This is a genomic window from Flavobacterium sp. 2 (genome assembly GCF_049949195.1).
Taxonomy (GTDB): Bacteria; Bacteroidota; Bacteroidia; order Flavobacteriales; family Flavobacteriaceae; genus Flavobacterium.
This window is the reverse complement of the sequence record NZ_CP188206.1, coordinates 365,732-382,758: the sequence shown is the minus strand read 5'-3', so window position 1 is coordinate 382,758 and position 17,027 is coordinate 365,732. Positions and strand designations below refer to the sequence as shown.

The 17,027-nt window shown below is 32.7% G+C and carries 16 protein-coding genes; 12 read left to right on the top strand and 4 right to left on the bottom strand.

Going from position 1 to position 17,027, the window contains the following annotated elements; all coding sequences use genetic code 11:
• Positions 1-24: 24 nt before the first annotated feature.
• A complete protein-coding gene (locus ACNFIH_RS01550; protein ID WP_426485174.1) occupies positions 25-1,083 on the bottom strand; it encodes an efflux RND transporter periplasmic adaptor subunit in 1,059 nt (352 codons plus the stop codon).
• Between the two features lie 539 nt (positions 1,084-1,622).
• Between ACNFIH_RS01550 and ACNFIH_RS01545 the strand changes: the two genes are divergently transcribed.
• The 3 genes from ACNFIH_RS01545 to ACNFIH_RS01535 all read left to right on the top strand — a co-directional run bounded on the left by ACNFIH_RS01545 (position 1,623) and on the right by ACNFIH_RS01535 (position 3,776).
• On the top strand, positions 1,623-2,219 hold the full coding sequence (locus tag ACNFIH_RS01545; RefSeq protein WP_426485173.1) for a peroxiredoxin family protein: 597 nt from the start codon (positions 1,623-1,625) through the stop codon (positions 2,217-2,219).
• A gap of 25 nt (positions 2,220-2,244) precedes the next feature.
• The gene (locus ACNFIH_RS01540) at positions 2,245-3,111 is read left to right on the top strand and encodes a hypothetical protein (protein WP_035643943.1); all 867 of its coding nucleotides are present in this window, start codon (positions 2,245-2,247) and stop codon (positions 3,109-3,111) included.
• Between the two features lie 62 nt (positions 3,112-3,173).
• Positions 3,174-3,776 (top strand): PAS domain-containing protein, encoded by a 603-nt coding sequence (locus ACNFIH_RS01535; protein WP_142448868.1) that lies wholly within the window; start codon positions 3,174-3,176, stop codon positions 3,774-3,776.
• 286 nt (positions 3,777-4,062) lie between these two features.
• Here ACNFIH_RS01535 and recG read toward each other — a convergent pair whose 3' ends face one another.
• Positions 4,063-6,171, bottom strand: coding sequence for an ATP-dependent DNA helicase RecG (recG, locus tag ACNFIH_RS01530; protein WP_426485172.1), 2,109 nt, complete (start codon positions 6,169-6,171; stop codon positions 4,063-4,065).
• A 278-nt stretch (positions 6,172-6,449) separates the two neighbouring features.
• On the opposite strand from recG, the gene ACNFIH_RS01525 reads away from it, so the two are divergent.
• Both ACNFIH_RS01525 and ACNFIH_RS01520 read left to right on the top strand, forming a co-directional pair.
• Positions 6,450-6,860 carry a hypothetical protein gene (locus tag ACNFIH_RS01525; protein ID WP_426485171.1) on the top strand — a complete coding sequence of 137 codons (411 nt, stop codon included), beginning with the start codon at positions 6,450-6,452 and terminating at the stop codon, positions 6,858-6,860.
• A gap of 81 nt (positions 6,861-6,941) precedes the next feature.
• Complete coding sequence (locus tag ACNFIH_RS01520) at positions 6,942-7,481, top strand: DUF1697 domain-containing protein (protein WP_426485170.1); 540 nt, start codon at positions 6,942-6,944, stop codon at positions 7,479-7,481.
• 83 nt (positions 7,482-7,564) lie between these two features.
• Here the strand turns inward: ACNFIH_RS01520 and ACNFIH_RS01515 are convergent, their stop codons facing one another.
• Complete coding sequence (locus ACNFIH_RS01515) at positions 7,565-8,308, bottom strand: diphthine--ammonia ligase (RefSeq protein WP_426485169.1); 744 nt, start codon at positions 8,306-8,308, stop codon at positions 7,565-7,567.
• Between the two features lie 87 nt (positions 8,309-8,395).
• Here ACNFIH_RS01515 and ACNFIH_RS01510 point away from each other — a divergent pair, with 87 nt between their 5' ends.
• The 5 genes from ACNFIH_RS01510 (at position 8,396) to ACNFIH_RS01490 (ending at position 12,832) form a co-directional block, all read left to right on the top strand.
• On the top strand, positions 8,396-8,650 hold the full coding sequence (locus tag ACNFIH_RS01510; RefSeq protein ID WP_426485168.1) for a hypothetical protein: 255 nt from the start codon (positions 8,396-8,398) through the stop codon (positions 8,648-8,650).
• Positions 8,626-9,084, top strand: coding sequence for a hypothetical protein (locus ACNFIH_RS01505; protein WP_426485167.1), 459 nt, complete (start codon positions 8,626-8,628; stop codon positions 9,082-9,084). The genes ACNFIH_RS01510 and ACNFIH_RS01505 overlap by 25 nt, the downstream gene beginning before the upstream one ends.
• Positions 9,085-9,092: 8 nt before the next feature.
• Positions 9,093-11,153: a M1 family metallopeptidase gene (locus ACNFIH_RS01500; RefSeq protein ID WP_426485166.1), complete on the top strand. Its 2,061-nt coding sequence runs from the start codon at positions 9,093-9,095 to the stop codon at positions 11,151-11,153.
• Between the two features lie 123 nt (positions 11,154-11,276).
• Entirely contained in the window at positions 11,277-12,176 is a 900-nt protein-coding gene (locus tag ACNFIH_RS01495; RefSeq protein WP_426485165.1) for a patatin-like phospholipase family protein, read from the top strand.
• Between the two features lie 26 nt (positions 12,177-12,202).
• A complete protein-coding gene (locus tag ACNFIH_RS01490) occupies positions 12,203-12,832 on the top strand; it encodes a hypothetical protein (RefSeq protein WP_426485164.1) in 630 nt (209 codons plus the stop codon).
• Between the two features lie 58 nt (positions 12,833-12,890).
• On the opposite strand, the gene ACNFIH_RS01485 is transcribed toward ACNFIH_RS01490, so the two are convergent.
• Entirely contained in the window at positions 12,891-13,412 is a 522-nt protein-coding gene (locus tag ACNFIH_RS01485; protein ID WP_035643924.1) for a hypothetical protein, read from the bottom strand.
• Between the two features lie 126 nt (positions 13,413-13,538).
• Between ACNFIH_RS01485 and ACNFIH_RS01480 the strand changes: the two genes are divergently transcribed.
• Positions 13,539-14,306, top strand: coding sequence for a sulfite exporter TauE/SafE family protein (locus ACNFIH_RS01480; RefSeq protein WP_426485163.1), 768 nt, complete (start codon positions 13,539-13,541; stop codon positions 14,304-14,306).
• A 365-nt stretch (positions 14,307-14,671) separates the two neighbouring features.
• Positions 14,672-17,008 (top strand): ATP-dependent helicase, encoded by a 2,337-nt coding sequence (locus ACNFIH_RS01475; RefSeq protein WP_426485162.1) that lies wholly within the window; start codon positions 14,672-14,674, stop codon positions 17,006-17,008.
• Positions 17,009-17,027 lie beyond the last annotated feature (19 nt).

Genomic DNA, 17,027 nt, shown 5'->3' with positions numbered 1-17,027 from the left:
ACTTTATGACTTTTGACTTTATGACTATTTCACGATAACTTTAATTGGTGCTTCATTTTTTAGAGACATTACACCGCTTGTTACCAGAGTATCACCAGCTTTTAGTCCAGATAAAATTAAGATTGACGAATCTGTACGAGTAGTTGCTTCAACCATAACTTCTTTGGCTTTTCCCATATCCGAGATATAAACTTTTTTTCCGCTTTGCACAGGAACAATAGCTTCAGACGGAACTACAATAGCATCTTTAATAATGTTTAAAGGAAGTTTTACATCGGCAAATGTTCCTGGGAAAAGTTTTCCGTCAATATTATCTGCAATCGCGCGAATTTGCAAAGTTCTTGTTGCTACAGCGATTTCTGGTTCTATTGCATATATTCTAGCATTGTAAACTTTGTCAGAACCAGAAACGGTGAAGTCAATGTTCGATCCATTATTTACTTGTGTAGCATATTTTTCAGGAATTGAAAAAGTGATTTTTAATTTTCCAGTGTTTACTAATTTCGCAACTAAAATTGTTGGTGTAATGTAAGTTCCCGGAGAAATATTACGCAAACCAATTTTTCCTGAGAAAGGAGCTTTTACTGAAGTTTTCGAAATTTGCGCTTTTATTAATTGTGTTTGTGCTTTTGCTGAAGCATAATCTGCGTTTGCTACATCAAATTCTTCCTGACTGATGGCTTCTTTTTGAAGAAGTAATTTTGCTCTTCTTTCGTTTTCACCAGCTAAACCTTCTCTGGTTTGTGCCTGACGAAGCTGAGCTCTTAGTTCAATATCATTAACTTTGAAAAGTACCTGACCCTTATTTACATAACTTCCTTCGTTGAAGTAAATACCTTCAACAATTCCCGAAACTTCACTTCTGATTTCAATTTGTTCATTTGCCTCAATTGATCCTGACAAAGATAAATTGTTATCAAAAGTGGCTGTTTTAACAACAATACCAGTAACAGTTGTTGGCTTGTCTTTGTCACCAGACTTTTTTGATTCGTCATTTTTGCTTTTATTGGACATTACTCTGTAAGCAATGAATCCTCCTAAAACAATAATAATCAAGGCATAAATTAGGTTTTTTACTTTCATAAAATTAAAGTGATATATTTTTTGGGTTTTTGTTTTTGTAGCTAACAAATTTAACTTTTTGATGCGAAAACGAAAGAGCTTGCTCTTAATTTAACATTTGTATGTACAAGTTTTTACTTAGCTGCGAGGTTTAGACTATTTTTCTTTACAATGGTTTAACGCTGTTGAGAAAAAATATCAAATTTCATTCTCAAAATTAGCTTTTAATCTGAAATTGTGGTTTTTATCTAAAAAGAATAATTTTAAAAGTAGGTTTTTATTTATAAAAAAAGTAAAAATACGCGGAAGTAATTACGGAAAATACGTACAATATTTTTTTTTGAATGCATTTTATCTGAATTATTTTGTGCTTTATCGATTTTATTTGTAACATTGATAAAGGTTAAACAAAATAATGGTGTTTTAATGTAAAAAACATCATTTTTCTGTTTTTGCATTGATAAATGTAGGTTTTTTATTTGTTTAGAGTTGATTCTTTCGCATTGCAAAGTTTTAAAATTAACAACTGTTTATATTTTTAATTCAAAATCTATTTATTTATGAAGAGAAAACTACTTCTTGGTTTATGGCTTTCTTTGCTTTTTGCCGCTATTTCGGTTTTGTTTTGGAAAAATGAATTTCAGTACAGTCTTCCCACACCCATCCCTAAAGATTATCTTGCTGTCGCAACAGGAACTAAAATTGATTTGAAATGTTGCACAGTGGATCAAAAACCTGTTTTTATCCATTTTTTTAATCCGGAATGTCCTTGTTCCCGGTTTAATGCTCCTCATGTAAGCGAACTGATAAAAAAATACGGTGACCGCGTTAATTTTAAGATAGTAGTCATTAACAATGAAAAGAGTGTTAGCATTGAAGAAATCCAGAAGAAATTTGATGCTAAGATTCCTGTTTATTTTGATCGGGAAATTGCAAAAAGCGTCGGCGTTTTCTCTACACCGCAGGCTGCATTAATAGATAGTTCACAAAAATTATATTTTCGGGGTAATTATAATAAAACAAGATATTGTACCGATTCCGAAACTAATTATGCCCAACAGGCAATAGAATCTTTATTAAGACATACAAATGCCCCATCATTTGATGCTTTGGCACTAAGAGCGTACGGATGTTCATTACCAAAATGCACTAAATAAATCTAACCCCTTAATTACCTAATTTATGAAAAGAAAAGCTAGTTTGAATGAGCAGGACTACCTGCACAGTTTCATGTCTACCATGACAGAAAAATCGGATACAATTATTAATTATGTTCTTGCGGTCTACTTTCTTCTTGGTATCGCCTTATCCTTTAAATATGACACTTGGGAGATTGGAGCAGGAGTAGGAACACTGAACTTACTGGCTTATTATTCAGCTAAATTTTTTCTTAAAAATTCTAAGTTCTATCAATATGTACTTTCAGTTGTATTGGCCATTTTTATGGCACAATACATTTACCAAATGCATGGTTTGTTTGAAATGCACTTTACCGTTTTTGTGGCGAGTACAATTTTAATTATTTATCAAAACTGGAAATTACAAATACCTCTGACTCTTTTGGTTATATTACATCACGGTGCTTTAGCTTATCTTCAAAATTACGTATATAACGATGCAAACGGTTTGCAAATTTATTTTTCGCAAGTGAATTTTGATATGGAAACTTTTTTAGTGCATGTTGTATTAGCGGGCGCTGTCTTTTTCATGAACGGATATTGGGCTTATTATTTTAAAGCGCATAGCCAAAATCATATTTCAAAAATCTCTGATGAATATGAATTGGAAAACATCAAATTGGCTTCTGCAAAATTCAGTTCTATGTCGGCTACTAAAGAATACAATGATTTTATACACAAAACAACTTTAGATTTAAAAATGCCTGTAAGTTCGGTTTTAAAGCTAATTGATGTTTCAAAAGGACATACTGATAACGATCAGCTTTTAAATTATCTGGAAATGATGAAAGAAAGCGCTAAAAAGATTGACGATCTTGTAAATGATATTCATTTTAAGTCAGTTAGTGGAAAAACAAATCCAAATCATTAACTCAAAATTTAATACTACCCGCAACAATGTAAACAGATACTAATTTTAAATGCAGAAAATTTATGGATACCAGAATTACCCGCCCAACGCCATCAGAGAGAGAAGTTGATTGGAATAAAAATAAAATATTACTTAGCAAAACGGACACAAAGGGAACTATTTTATATGCCAATGAAGATTTTATTGACGTATCAGGTTATGATGAATTTGAACTGATTGGACAAGCTCATAATATTATTCGCCATCCCGATATGCCCAAAGTAATTTTTAAATTTTTGTGGGATAGTATCAAATCGAATAAGAATATTCATGCCATCATCAAGAATATGTCAAAAACGGGCAGATACTATTGGGTAATTACCGATTTTAAAATTATAGCCGACTCTGATGGGCAAATCGTAGGTTATTTTGGAACTCGAAAATCTGTTCCAGAAGATATTGTAGTCAAATTTATTGAGCCTTTGTATAAAAAACTTTTGCACATAGAAGAAGCCAGCGGCATGTTGGCATCTGAAGAATATTTGATTGGTTTTCTAGAAGAGCGCAAAAAAACATACATGGAATATATTGATCATCTTATTGCAACAGGAAAAGATGATAAAAATAAAGTAAGCAAAGGTTTGTTTAGCGGCCTTTTTGAAAAGAAAGAAACTCCTAAAAAATAAGTATGAAATTCAAAAAACTTTGCTGTATCAATCGAAATATTCAACCTTAAATTTGTCCCCCAACAAATCTAATCACCAAGAAAAACTAATAGAATATTTTAAAGTTTGATGCAGTGAAGTTTTTTTAAAAGTTGCTAAGATTCTAAGATGCTAAGGTTCTAAGTTTTTTTTAGGTTCAAAGTACAAAAGTTAAAATGAAAATCAAATTTGAATGTCATTCTGAGTAAAGTTGAAAGCTAATGGAAAAACTTAGAACCTTAGTACCTCAGAATCTTAGCATCTTAGATTAAGAAATATAATTCCAAATATTCTTCTTTTTTGTCAACTCAATAAAAACAGCTTTTAGAACTGCATGTTCTGGTTTTTGCAGTGCGCTGTCTTCTTTCAGAATTTTCATTGCATAGTTTCGGGCCAAAGATAAAATATCTCGATCTTTTACGATATCAGCAATTTGTAGATTCAAAACACCGCTTTGTTGAGTTCCCATTAGGTCACCAGGACCACGAAGTTTAAGATCTACTTCTGCAATTTCAAAACCGTCATTGGTGCCGACCATAGTTTCCATGCGAGTTTTGCTATCGGTGCTAAGTTTATGGCTCGTCATTAAAATACAGTAACTTTGTTCGGCACCACGACCAACTCGTCCTCGTAATTGATGCAATTGCGATAATCCAAAACGTTCTGCGCTTTCAATAATCATAACACTGGCATTCGGTACGTTAACTCCAACTTCAATAACAGTTGTTGCAACCATGATATTGGTTTTTCCTTCAGAAAATCGTTTCATTTCAGCATCTTTATCTGCTGGTTTCATTTTTCCATGAAGTATCGAAATCGAATATTGTGGCAGTGGAAAATCTCTCGAAATACTTTCGTAACCGTCCATTAAATCTTTGTAATCCATTTTTTCAGATTCCTGAATCAACGGATAAACAATGTAAATTTGTCTTCCGAGCGCAATTTCATCACGAAGAAATTTCCAAACCTTCAATCGGTTTGTATCGTATCTATGAACGGTCTGAATAGGTTTTCTGCCCGGCGGTAATTCATCAATTACAGAGATATCTAAATCTCCGTATAAACTCATCGCCAAAGTTCTCGGAATTGGCGTCGCTGTCATGACCAGAACATGTGGCGGAATATCATTTTTCTTCCACAATTTTGAGCGTTGCTCCACACCAAAACGATGCTGCTCATCAATAACAGCCAAACCTAGATTTTTAAACTGAACTTTATCTTCTAATAAAGCATGCGTTCCAATTAAAATTTGCAGGGTTCCGTTTTCAAGTTCTTCATGAATAATTTTTCTTTCAGAAGTTTTAGTTGAACCCGTCAATATTCTAATATTAATATTTAAGGTATTTGCAAATGCCGATAATCCTATGAAATGCTGGTTGGCCAAGATTTCCGTTGGCGCCATTAAACAAGCCTGAAAACCATTGTCAATTGCTAAAAGCATGCTCATAAAGGCAACAATTGTTTTTCCAGACCCAACATCTCCCTGAAGTAAACGATTCATTTGAGCGTTGCTTCCCATGTCAGTTCGGATTTCCTTGATTACTCTTTTTTGAGCGCCGGTCAAGTCAAAAGGCAAATGATTTTGATAAAAGTCATTAAATAATTCACCAACTTTAGAAAACGGATGCCCTTTTATTTTATGCTTTCTAATTAAGTTTTTGGTAATCAATTGAAGCTGAATAAAAAACAATTCCTCAAATTTCAATCGGAATTGGGCTTTCGCCAAAATATCAGTGCTTTTTGGAAAATGTATATTAAATAAGGCCGCTCTTTTCGGAATTAATTTCAGTTCCTCGATTAAATAAGGAGGAAAAGTTTCGGTAAACAAAGCCTGAGTTTCGATAAACAATTGTTCCATCAGTTTATTGATGGTTCTGTTCGAAATTCCACGGTTGGCGAGTGTTTCTGTAGAAGGATAAACGGGCTGCATGGCAGAACGAAGACTTCTTTCGTGTTCTGTCAAGAGTTCGATTTCCGGATGTGCCATACTAAATTGGCTTCCATATAAAGAGCATTTTCCAAAAATCACTAAAGTTTCATTCAGTTTCAAACTTTCACGAATCCATTTATGTCCTTGAAACCAATTTAGTTCAATTTGCCCTGTATCATCCACGAAACTGGCAACCAGACGTTTTTTGTTTTTAGCAAATTCAACTGTTTTGATATTGATTATTTTTCCGATAATCTGAACTTCTGTTCCTGTATTCTGAAGTTCATTAATTTTATAATAACGGGTTCTGTCAATATATCGATTCGGAAAAAAATTGACTAAATCTCCATATTTATGAATTCCCAATTCCTTACGAAGCAATTGACCGCGACTCGGGCCAACACCTTTTAAGTATTCAATTGGGGTTTCAAGAAGATTGTTAGACATTTTTTTTAGACTTCTTAGATTATTAGATTTTAGACTGGCTTAGATTTTAGAAAATAGAGCCAAGAAGAAAGAACAAAGACAATTTTTTAGTCTATACTCTTTCTTCTTTGCTCTATTTTCTTTGGAAAGCGAAGATAGATTTTAATTAGGAATTTTGAAAATGAAATATCGTTTTCAAGTGTTTGAACATTAACTTATCGTTAAGTTGTAAAGTCAAGACGCAACTATTTTAAGAAAGTAAAGTCTTATTAATAAATAACCTTAAAACTTTAGAAAAAATGAAAAAAATTGTACTTTTATTTGGTTTGCTCCTGACGCTTATTTCTTGTTCAAACAATGATTCTGATGATGTAGTAGTTTCTGATTATTATGGAAAATGGAATCAGTTTGCAGATCAGCCGTACGCAAACGATCCATCTTCGACACAATTTTCGTATCAATTTAATAAAGATAATACTTTTACAAAAACACGAAATTATGATAATAAGATCACAACTTTATCAGGAACTTTTGAAATAAAAACTACCGAAAACGCAACTACTTTTGTTTTAACATACACAGAGCAAAATTTTTTAATATCAAGTTGTACAGGTGGTTTACTTGAGAGTTTAACTTTAGATAAATCAGGTCATTTAAATGATAATGCGAGTATGTGTGATCGCGTCTATACATACAAAAAAGCAAAATAAAAACCGTAAGTTTGCTAAACAATTAAAAGTATTCTGTTTTTTTAAATTGAATACTTTTTTCTTTTTTAATAAACTTTGAATATGAAAACGCACTTAGCACTTTTACGCGGCATCAACGTTTCTGGTCATAATATGATGAAAATGGAAGCATTGAAAACCATGCTGGAAAACATCGGATTTCAAAATATCAGAACGTATCTGCAATCTGGAAATGTTTTTGTTGATAGCGAAGAAGAAGCTTCGAAAATTGGTTTCATGATCAAACAGGAAATTTTTAAGGTTTTCGGTCATGAAGTTTCTGTAATTGTAATTACAAAAGAAGATTTAGAGCTATGTTTTAAAAACAGTCCGTATTTAAAAGAAAAAGATTTAGACACCAAAAAACTTTACGTTGCTTTTGTTTCGACTGTTTTGAAAAGTGAAAATATAAACGATTTAAAAATCAGTCAGTTTAAACCAGATGAAGCGAGTATTGACGGCAATAGAATTTTTATTAAATATGCCGTTGGTGCCGGAAAAACCAGGCTTGAAGGTAAATATATTGAGAAAAAACTAAATGTTATTGTAACAATTCGAAACTGGAATACGGTAACTAATTTGCTGGCAATGTATAATGAATAAAAGAAAAACCGCCACGAATTCACGAATTTTTATTTATCAAACAAAAGAAAAATTCGTGAATTCGTGGCAGTTTTTATACTATTTTATTTCGGAATCAAATCACAATACCAAAAACCAAAATCAAAAGCAGTTTCGTCGTTTGTATCGCATGCAGTATTTGAAGAATCTTCAGTTTTTGGTTTTTCATATTTACGATAAACAATTTCGCCAATTTCAAAATCTATGGGTTTAGAAAAAATTGGCCCGTCGAAAGCAAAAGTGTGAAATTCGCCGTTTTCTCCGCAGACATCCACATTTTCTGGCAAATCATTTATAAAATCCTGATCGATAATTCGGCCAACAAAACTTTTGTCTAAATATTTTTCATTAACACAAACTACAATAGTTTTAAATCCCAATGAAATAAATTCCTGAATTAAATCGTGCGATGGAATTTTCCAAATTGGAAAAAGGCCTTCAAAACCCAATTTTGCCAATTGATCTTCTCGATATTTGCGTAAATCTTCTAAAAATATATCACCAAAAACAGAATGAGAAATACCTTGTTCTTTTAATTCGGTTAAGGCTTTTGTCATTACATTTTCATAAACTTCCATTGTTGGCATTTCAGGAATTTGCAAAATTTTTAATGGAATTCCGATACTTTTTGCTTGCGCTTCTAATAATTCAACACGAACGCCGTGCATCGAAATTCGTTGAAATTGCTGATTCACGCTCGTAACTAAGCATTCGATTTGATAAGTGGGATTTTGTAGAATTTTATATAAAGCTAAAGCAGAATCTTTTCCGCTGCTCCAGTTGAATAAGGCTTTTTTAGGTGTAGACACGATTTGGAATTTTAAATGGTAAACTTACAAATTTCATTCTATTTGTTGACGAAAGGTTTGTAACTTTGAAATTTTACACGCCAAAATATGTCATTATATAAAGATAAATTTAAAACCAATTCAACCAGATTGAAGAATTGGGATTACTCGAGTGAAGCAGTATATTTTATTACAATGGTTGCTAAAAATAGAGAATGTATTTTTGGAACGATTGTAGACAGTAAAATGATTTTAAATGAAAATGGAAAGATTGTTGAGAAAGAACTTTTAAAATCAATTACTATTCGTAAAAACTGGTTTTTTCATAATTGGTTATTATGCCAAATCATATTCATTTATTGATAGAAATTCAAAACAAATATGAAATTCAAAAAATGAATGAATTTGAAAACACAAATGGATGTAAAACCACAACGCATATCGTAGAGGCGCACAGCAGTGCGTCTCCGTCCAGCATATCCACAACGAAAAGCGGTGCAGAATTAAATAACGGACATATCATGACGACAAACGTTGCGGAGACGCACTGCTGTGCGCCTCTACGGGACGATGGGGACGAAAAGCAATCTGAATCGAATTTTGGACGTAAACCGAAATCCATTTCATCTTTCGTAGCAATTTTCAAATCCATAACAACAAAGCAAATAAATGGAACTGAATCAATTTGGCAAACTAATTATCACGATCATATTGTTAGGAATTATAAACGATTCGAAATAATTTACGATTATATTAAAAACAATCCGCAATCTTGGGAAACAGATTCCTTAAAATAAAATTTTCAATGAAATATATCTTTTTGTTTTTTACTGGATTTATTTTTGCACAACAAACTCAATTTGTTGATTTTAAAACCGCTTCTGGACAATTAACTTTAAATGCCAAAGAAAAATCAATTTCAGGTAGCGTCGATTATGGTTTTACGATTTTAAAACCGATTGATACAATAAAAATTGACGCTAAAAACATGGAATTCTCCAAAGTGCAGATTAATAATAAAGATGTTGTTTTCGTTAATTCAGGCAAGCAATTACAGATCATTGGGAATTTTCAAAAAGGAGATAATCATTTGACTTTTGAATATACAGCAAAACCAAAACAAGCTTTGTATTTTATTGATATTGAAGGCAAAGAAGTTCAAATCTGGACACAAGGCCAGGGTAGATACACCAGCAATTGGTTTCCAAGTTTTGACGACGTCAATGAAAAAATGATTTTTAATTTAGGAATAACTTATGACACAGCATATCAGGTTGTTTCGAACGGAATTTTAAAAGAAAAATCACAAAACGGAAATTCATTTCATTGGCAATATGAAATGAAAAAACCAATGAGTTCTTATGTGCTGATGCTTGCCATTGGAAAATATGATAAAAAAAGTTTTAAATCGAAATCGAATGTTCCGCTTGAATATTATTTAGAAAATAAAGATGTTTCACGTTTTGAACCCACATTTCGATATTCAAAACGCATTTTTGATTTTTTAGAAAAAGAAATTGGTGTTCAATATCCGTGGGAGATTTATAGAGAAATTCCGGTTCGGGATTTTTTGTACGCAGGAATGGAAAACACAACTTCTACACTTTTAGCCACGCGATATGTTGTTGACTCAATTGGATTTGTCGATCGTAATTACACAAATGTCGATGCTCATGAGTTAGCGCATCATTGGTTTGGCGATTTAATTACGGCCGAAAGTAGTAAACATCACTGGCTTCAGGAAGGTTTTGCTACATATTATGCAGCGTTGGCCGAACGAGATATTTTTGGCGACGATTATTTTTATTCTAAACTCTATGACACGGCTCAACAAATAAAATTTGCATCAAGAACTGATTCAATTCCGGTTTTGAATCCAAAAGCGAGTTCGCTTACTTTTTACGAAAAAGGAGCGTGGGCATTATTTGTGCTTCATGAATCAATTGGAGATAAAGCATTTAAAAAAGCGATAAAAAGTTATCTCAAAAAATATGCGTATCAAACGGTAAATACGGAAGATTTCTTTAACGAAATTAAAAAAGTATCTGATTTTGATTTGGAAAAATTTCAAAAAACATGGTTAGAATCGACTGTTTTTGATACACCCGTTGCGAATGCTTTGTTGAGCAAAAATAAATCTATTCAGGTCCGACTTGAAGTTGATAAATTGAAGAAAATGCCATTGGCAGAAAAGAAAGATTTTTTCATTAAAACTTTAAATTCAGATGTTTATCATACGGTAAAAGAAGCGATTATTGATCAATTAGAAAATGAGAAATACGAATCAAAAAAAGAATTACTGGTTCTGGCCATGAAAACAAATAATATTCAGATTCGCCAAACAATAGCTGAAAGTTTAACTAAAATTCCAGAGGATTTTAGGGCAGAGTACGAAACTTTGTTAGACGATAAATCGTATCAAACGCAAGAAATAGCATTGTATTGGTTATGGAGAAATTTTCCAGAATATCGAAATGAATATTTAGATAAATCAAAAAACTGGATTGGTTTTAACGACTATAATCTTCGTACAATGTGGCTTTCTTTGGCTTTATCTACAACAAATTACGCATCAAATCCAGATGAACTTGTCGCTGAATTAATTGGTTTTTCTTCAACTAAATATGAGGCAACAACTCGACAGAATGCACTCGAAAAACTAATCGCTTTTAAAATCATCAACGATCAGGTTCTGAGTAACTTAGTTGCTTCAACTACGCATCATATGTGGCAGTTTTCAAAATTTGGAAGAGACACAATAAGAATGTTATTAAAAAATTCTGAAATGCGTGCTTCGTTTGAAAGAATTTTGCCTAATTTGACCCCCGATGAACAGTTTCAATTGAATCGTTTGCTGAAAGAGTGAAAAGAGAATAGAATATAGAGAATAGAACAAAGAAGCAAGAGTAAAGATTTAACCGAATATAAAAGTCTTTACTCTTTATTCTTTTATCTGTTTTCTAAAAAAATAAAACCTACAATACCACATATGAGAGCATTAGTTATTTCTGGCGGCGGAAGTAAAGGCGCCTTTGCCGGAGGAGTTGCGCAGTATTTAATCGAAGAAAAAAATCATGAATATGATTTGTTTTTAGGCACTTCTACCGGAAGTTTGCTGATTCCGCATTTAGCTTTAGGGCATATTAAAAAAATTCATTCGGTTTATACTAATGTTACAATGGCAAGTATTTTTAATATTTGTCCGTTTGTGGTTAAAAATAAAGAAGGTGTTGATATAGTAACGATTAATCATTTCAATGTATTACGCCAGTTTTTTAAAGGAAAAAGGACTTTTGGAGAGAGTAAAGGCTTGAAAAAATATATTCGCAATAACTTTTCATTATCTGATTTCAATAAGCTAAAAAAACTGAAAACAGATGTTATTATCACGGTAACCAATTTCACCAAAAACGAATCGGAATATAAATCTGTTAAAGATTGCAGTTATGAAGAGTTTATAGAATGGTCTTGGATTTCAAGTAATTATGTTCCTTTTATGAGTTTGGTGGAGAAAAATAATTACGAATATGGCGATGGAGGATTCTCGAGTTTAGTTCCAATTCGTGAAGCAATTAATCGCGGAGCCACTGAAATTGATGTTATTATTTTAGAAACTGAAGTAAATATGGATAAAACGGTTATTGGTAAAAATCCATTTTCGTTAATGATTGATTTGTTCCGAATTGCTTTGGATCAGGTTGAAAAACATGACATTGCTATAGGAAAACTTATGGCAAACAATAAGAATGTTAAACTTAACTTATATTACACCCCGACAAAACTTACTGATAATGCACTTATTTTTAATAAAGAAGTAATGAAAGAATGGTGGGAACAAGGATATGAATATGCTCAGAATAAATCGGAAGTTATGAGTGATAATAGGTAGATGTGAAGATTAATTTATCTGAAAATATGAGAATTTTATGTTGTTTAGTTTCATTTATGTTTTTGACTTTCTTTTTTGCAAGTTGTCAGAAAGAAAAGAGCAACAACAATTTTAAATTACCCAAAAATGAAGATATTAATGCAATAATTAAAGCTGTCATTAATAGTGATAGTTTAGAAATAGCTCAATATTTAGGAAAGGAAAATAAGGTTTCTTTTTGTGAAGATTTGCAAAAGTTGAAAATTGAGCATATTGAAAAAAACAAGTTGCCTAAGAAAGCTGAAGGCGAGTCTGAATTGATAGAATTTCTAATTGGATTTCCTGATATTCCGAAGGAAAAATTTTTCTTTTCAAAATCAGATTCGTTGTATATTGAATTTCAAAACAAAAACTTTAATACTTTCAAAATATCGCAAAATGATTTTAATGAAGTTGATATCAAATCAGTCAAAGAGGTTAGGAATGATATTAAAAGCGTAAAATATTTTAGTTATTACTACGCTACGATTCCAATAATTTCACTTGATGGAAAAAAGGCTTATGTAAAATATACTTTGAATTGTTCTGGCTTGTGTGGTGCAGGTTACCGAGTTTTCTTAGAAAAAAAGAAAGGGAAATGGATAGTGGTAAAATATCGTGAAGAATGGGTTAGCTAAAATAAAAATGAAAGATTGAGTATGTTTTAATTACTCAATCTTTCGAGTAAGTTATATTCTACCAAAGATCTGCAACTTCATTTTTAATATATCCTAAAGCAGCGTTACTAGGTGATTGTTTTTCTAATAAATCATTTAAAATTACTTCACGAAGTTTATCAGCATTTTCTACTTTATCGCTCATTGCAGCTTTTCGAATCATTTGAATTGTAGCATTTTTTGCAGTTGTGATAATCGTCCAGCATTCATCAGACATGTAAATTTGCTGTGTCAGATTGTGTTCAAATTCTTGCTCAATCTGATCGATTATATAGTTCTCGTAATCGTGTTTGTTTTGCGAAATTGGTGCAATTCTGATCAATAATTTAGTTAAATTGATACGTTCCAAGAATAAGGTCATACGCTCATACGCTTGTAAACGTATTGGTAGTGATTGTTTTTGATAATCTCTATTCAATAAAAAAGCACGTTTTTTATCATTGTTTTTAATATGCAGTTCAAAAAAACTGTAGGCAACAAATCCCGTAACAATTGCAGGAAGTGTATAACTGGCTAATTCTATAATTCTTGTAAAATCCATTTGGGTTAAATTTTTTAGCAAAAATATACTTTTTGAGGAGAAATCCGTTTTAAATTTTCGGTAATAAACAAAACGGAAAACTTACTTTTGTAGCTGTTTTTTAAATTCTACACAATTTTACTTTTAATGGATTCATACATAATACTTTTTCTTTGCTTAGCCGCATTTGCTGCTGGATTTATTGATGCAATTGTTGGTGGAGGCGGTTTAATCCAAACTCCAATGGGATTAATTTTATTGCCTAATTTGCCTGTTTCTACAGTAATTGGTTCTTTGAAAATCCCAGCTTTCAGCGGAACTGCATTTGCTGCTTTTCAGTATTTAAAAAAAGTAGTTATTCAATGGAAATTATTAATCATAATGATGTGTTTGGCAGTTCCATCGGCATTTTTGGGTTCTACAATTTTGACAATGGTAAGCAACGATTTTATGAAACCGCTTTTGCTTGTAGTTTTGTCGTTATTATTTGTTTATACCTATGCAAAGAAGAATTTTGGTCAGCATGAAGCCAAAGAACATTCGGCTACAACGCAAATTATTTATGCGGTTGTAATTAGTGTTATTGTTGGTTTTTATGACGGATTTATTGGGCCAGGAACTGGAAGTTTTTTTGTAGTTGCCTTTATTGCACTTTTGGGTTTTGATTTTCTTCACGCTTCCGCGAATGCTAAAATGGTAAATCTGGCAACGAATTTTGGTTCGATTTGTTTGTTTATGATCAAAGGAAAAATAATATGGGCAATCGCAATTCCAATGGCAATAAGCAATGGACTTGGAGGTTGGCTTGGCGCAAAATTAGCAATCAACAAAGGAAATGGATTTATTAGGATTTTCTTTTTGGTTGTTGTGGTTGGAACTTTAATTCGATTTGCGTATGATGTTTTCTTCAAGTAGTTTTTTCTTAAACGATATAAGTTATATGAGAAATTATAAGCTGTATCTTCAATAAGGTTTTCAAAATTTCTGGTCATATGAGTATTAACAATATTTTACTCAGTAATAGAATTAAATGAACTTATTATTACTTATATGGTTCAAAATATTTAAAGAAAGCCAATTGTTTGAATCTAGCCCCGATAGAGGCGGTATCCTCGCATCCCGATGGCTATCGGGAGGAGAGATAAAGCCGAAAGCGGGAAACCATGTTCAATAAAATGCCTATTGTTCGGCTTCAAAAAAAACTTAGCATCTCAGAATCTTAGTACCTTAGGAACTTTCTCTTTTAATTCTTATTTTTGCATATAAAGGAGATAAATTACATGCAGAAATATATTGACCAGCTCAACGAAGCGCAGAGAGCGCCTGTTTTAAAGAAAGACGGGCCAATGATTATTATTGCTGGTGCAGGTTCGGGAAAAACCCGTGTTTTAACAATTAGAATTGCTTATTTGATGGCTCAAGGAGTTGATGCCTTCAATATTTTGTCGCTGACTTTTACCAATAAAGCGGCGCGCGAAATGAAGCATAGAATTTCGGATATTGTGGGAGCATCTGAAGCTAAAAATCTTTGGATGGGAACTTTTCACTCGATTTTTGCTCGTATTCTTCGTGCAGAATCAGATCATTTAGGATATCCTTCCAATTTTACTATTTACGATTCTCAGGATTCGGCGAGATTGATTTCTTCGATTATCAAAGAAATGCAGCTGGATCGCGATATTTATAAACCAAAACAAATTTTAGGACGTATATCAAGTTATAAAAACAGTTTGATTACCGTAAAAGCTTATTTTAATAATCCTGAATTGGTTGAAGCCGACGCAATGGCAAAAAGACCAAGATTGGGAGAAATTTATCAGCAATATGTAGAGCGCTGTTTTAAAGCCGGTGCAATGGATTTTGATGATTTATTATTGAAAACTAATGAGTTATTGACTCGTTTTCCAGAGGTTTTGGCTAAATACCAAGATCGTTTCCGTTACATTTTGGTTGATGAGTACCAAGATACAAATCACTCTCAATATTTGATTGTTAGAGCTTTATCAGACAGATTTCAGAATATTTGTGTGGTTGGTGATGATGCGCAGAGTATTTATGCGTTCCGTGGAGCGAATATCAATAATATTTTGAATTTTCAAAAGGATTATGAAGGCGTAGTAATGTTTCGTTTGGAGCAGAATTATCGTTCTACAAGAAATATTGTAGAAGCGGCAAATACGGTAATGGAGCATAATAAAACCAAACTGGATAAAGTGGTTTGGACGGCAAATGAATTTGGGCCGAGAATTAAAGTCCATAGAAGTTTGACCGATGCAGAAGAAGGGCGTTTTGTTGCAAGTACAATTTTTGAGCAGAAAATGCAGAATCAATTGCATAATGGCGCTTTTGCCATTTTGTATCGTACAAATGCACAATCGCGTGCGATGGAAGACGCTTTAAGAAAACGTGATATTCCGTACCGAATTTATGGTGGCTTGTCATTTTATCAGCGTAAAGAAATTAAAGATGTTTTGTGTTACTTGCGCTTGGTTTTGAATCCAAAAGACGAAGAAGCATTGATTCGTGTAATCAATTATCCTGCACGAGGTATTGGAGATACAACTGTTGAAAAACTGACTATTGCAGCAAATCATTACAAACGTTCGATTTGGGAAGTAATGGTGAATATCGATAAAATCGATTTGAAACTGAATGCCGGAACTAAAAACAAATTGAAAGATTTCGTTACGATGATTCAGAGTTTTCAGGTTATTGATCAGAATCAAGATGCTTTTTATATAACAGATCATGTTGCAAAGAAAACCGGATTGGTTCAAGAATTGAAAAAAGATGCTACACCGGAAGGAATGGCGAAGATTCAGAATATCGAAGAACTTTTAAACGGTATTAAAGATTTTACGGAAGGTCAAAGAGAAATCGATGGAGCAAGAGGTGCGCTTTCTGAATTTATGGAAGATGTAGCTTTGGCAACTGATTTGGATAAAGATACAAATGATGAAGATCGTGTAGCTTTGATGACGATTCACTTAGCAAAAGGACTTGAGTTTCCTCATGTTTTTGTTGTGGGAATGGAAGAAGATTTGTTTCCGAGTGCTATGAGTATGAGTACCAGAAGTGAATTAGAAGAAGAACGTCGATTATTTTACGTAGCTTTAACTCGTGCCGAACATCAGGCGTATTTGACTTATGCACAATCTCGTTACCGTTGGGGAAAATTGACAGATAGTGAGCCATCTCGTTTTATTGAAGAAATTGATGGTCAATATTTAGAATATTTAACTCCGTCTGAAAGCAATTATCGTTATAAATCACCAATTGACGGCGATATTTTTGGAGACGTAGATAAATCTAAATTAAGATTAGCAAAACCAGTAGGAGGAACGCCGCCAAAACATATTACCGATAATAATCCGAAACCGGATTTGAATATCAGAAAACTAAAACCAGTTGGAGGAACGAATCCAAATGCCGGTGCTCCAAATTTATTTGATAGCAAATTAACGGTTGGAAATGTGGTGATGCACGAACGTTTTGGAAAAGGCGAAGTGATTAATCTGGAAGGTGTTGGCGCTGATAAAAAAGCTGAAATTAAATTTGAGGTAGGCGGAATTAAGAAATTGTTGTTAAGATTTGCTAAATTAGATGTCGTAGGATAAAAAAAGTTTCAAGTTTCAT

Bases quoted from the DNA above. Each gene is read 5' to 3' on its own strand.
- ACNFIH_RS01550 (WP_426485174.1), bottom strand. From the start codon at position 1,083: ATGAAAGTAAAAAACCTAATTTATGCCTTGATTATTATTGTTTTAGGA.
- ACNFIH_RS01545 (WP_426485173.1), top strand. From the start codon at position 1,623: ATGAAGAGAAAACTACTTCTTGGTTTATGGCTTTCTTTGCTTTTTGCC.
- ACNFIH_RS01540 (WP_035643943.1), top strand. From the start codon at position 2,245: ATGAAAAGAAAAGCTAGTTTGAATGAGCAGGACTACCTGCACAGTTTC.
- ACNFIH_RS01535 (WP_142448868.1), top strand. From the start codon at position 3,174: ATGGATACCAGAATTACCCGCCCAACGCCATCAGAGAGAGAAGTTGAT.
- recG (WP_426485172.1), bottom strand. From the start codon at position 6,171: ATGTCTAACAATCTTCTTGAAACCCCAATTGAATACTTAAAAGGTGTT.
- ACNFIH_RS01525 (WP_426485171.1), top strand. From the start codon at position 6,450: ATGAAAAAAATTGTACTTTTATTTGGTTTGCTCCTGACGCTTATTTCT.
- ACNFIH_RS01520 (WP_426485170.1), top strand. From the start codon at position 6,942: ATGAAAACGCACTTAGCACTTTTACGCGGCATCAACGTTTCTGGTCAT.
- ACNFIH_RS01510 (WP_426485168.1), top strand. From the start codon at position 8,396: ATGTCATTATATAAAGATAAATTTAAAACCAATTCAACCAGATTGAAG.
- ACNFIH_RS01505 (WP_426485167.1), top strand. From the start codon at position 8,626: ATGCCAAATCATATTCATTTATTGATAGAAATTCAAAACAAATATGAA.
- ACNFIH_RS01500 (WP_426485166.1), top strand. From the start codon at position 9,093: ATGAAATATATCTTTTTGTTTTTTACTGGATTTATTTTTGCACAACAA.
- ACNFIH_RS01495 (WP_426485165.1), top strand. From the start codon at position 11,277: ATGAGAGCATTAGTTATTTCTGGCGGCGGAAGTAAAGGCGCCTTTGCC.
- ACNFIH_RS01490 (WP_426485164.1), top strand. From the start codon at position 12,203: ATGAGAATTTTATGTTGTTTAGTTTCATTTATGTTTTTGACTTTCTTT.
- ACNFIH_RS01485 (WP_035643924.1), bottom strand. From the start codon at position 13,412: ATGGATTTTACAAGAATTATAGAATTAGCCAGTTATACACTTCCTGCA.
- ACNFIH_RS01480 (WP_426485163.1), top strand. From the start codon at position 13,539: ATGGATTCATACATAATACTTTTTCTTTGCTTAGCCGCATTTGCTGCT.
- ACNFIH_RS01475 (WP_426485162.1), top strand. From the start codon at position 14,672: ATGCAGAAATATATTGACCAGCTCAACGAAGCGCAGAGAGCGCCTGTT.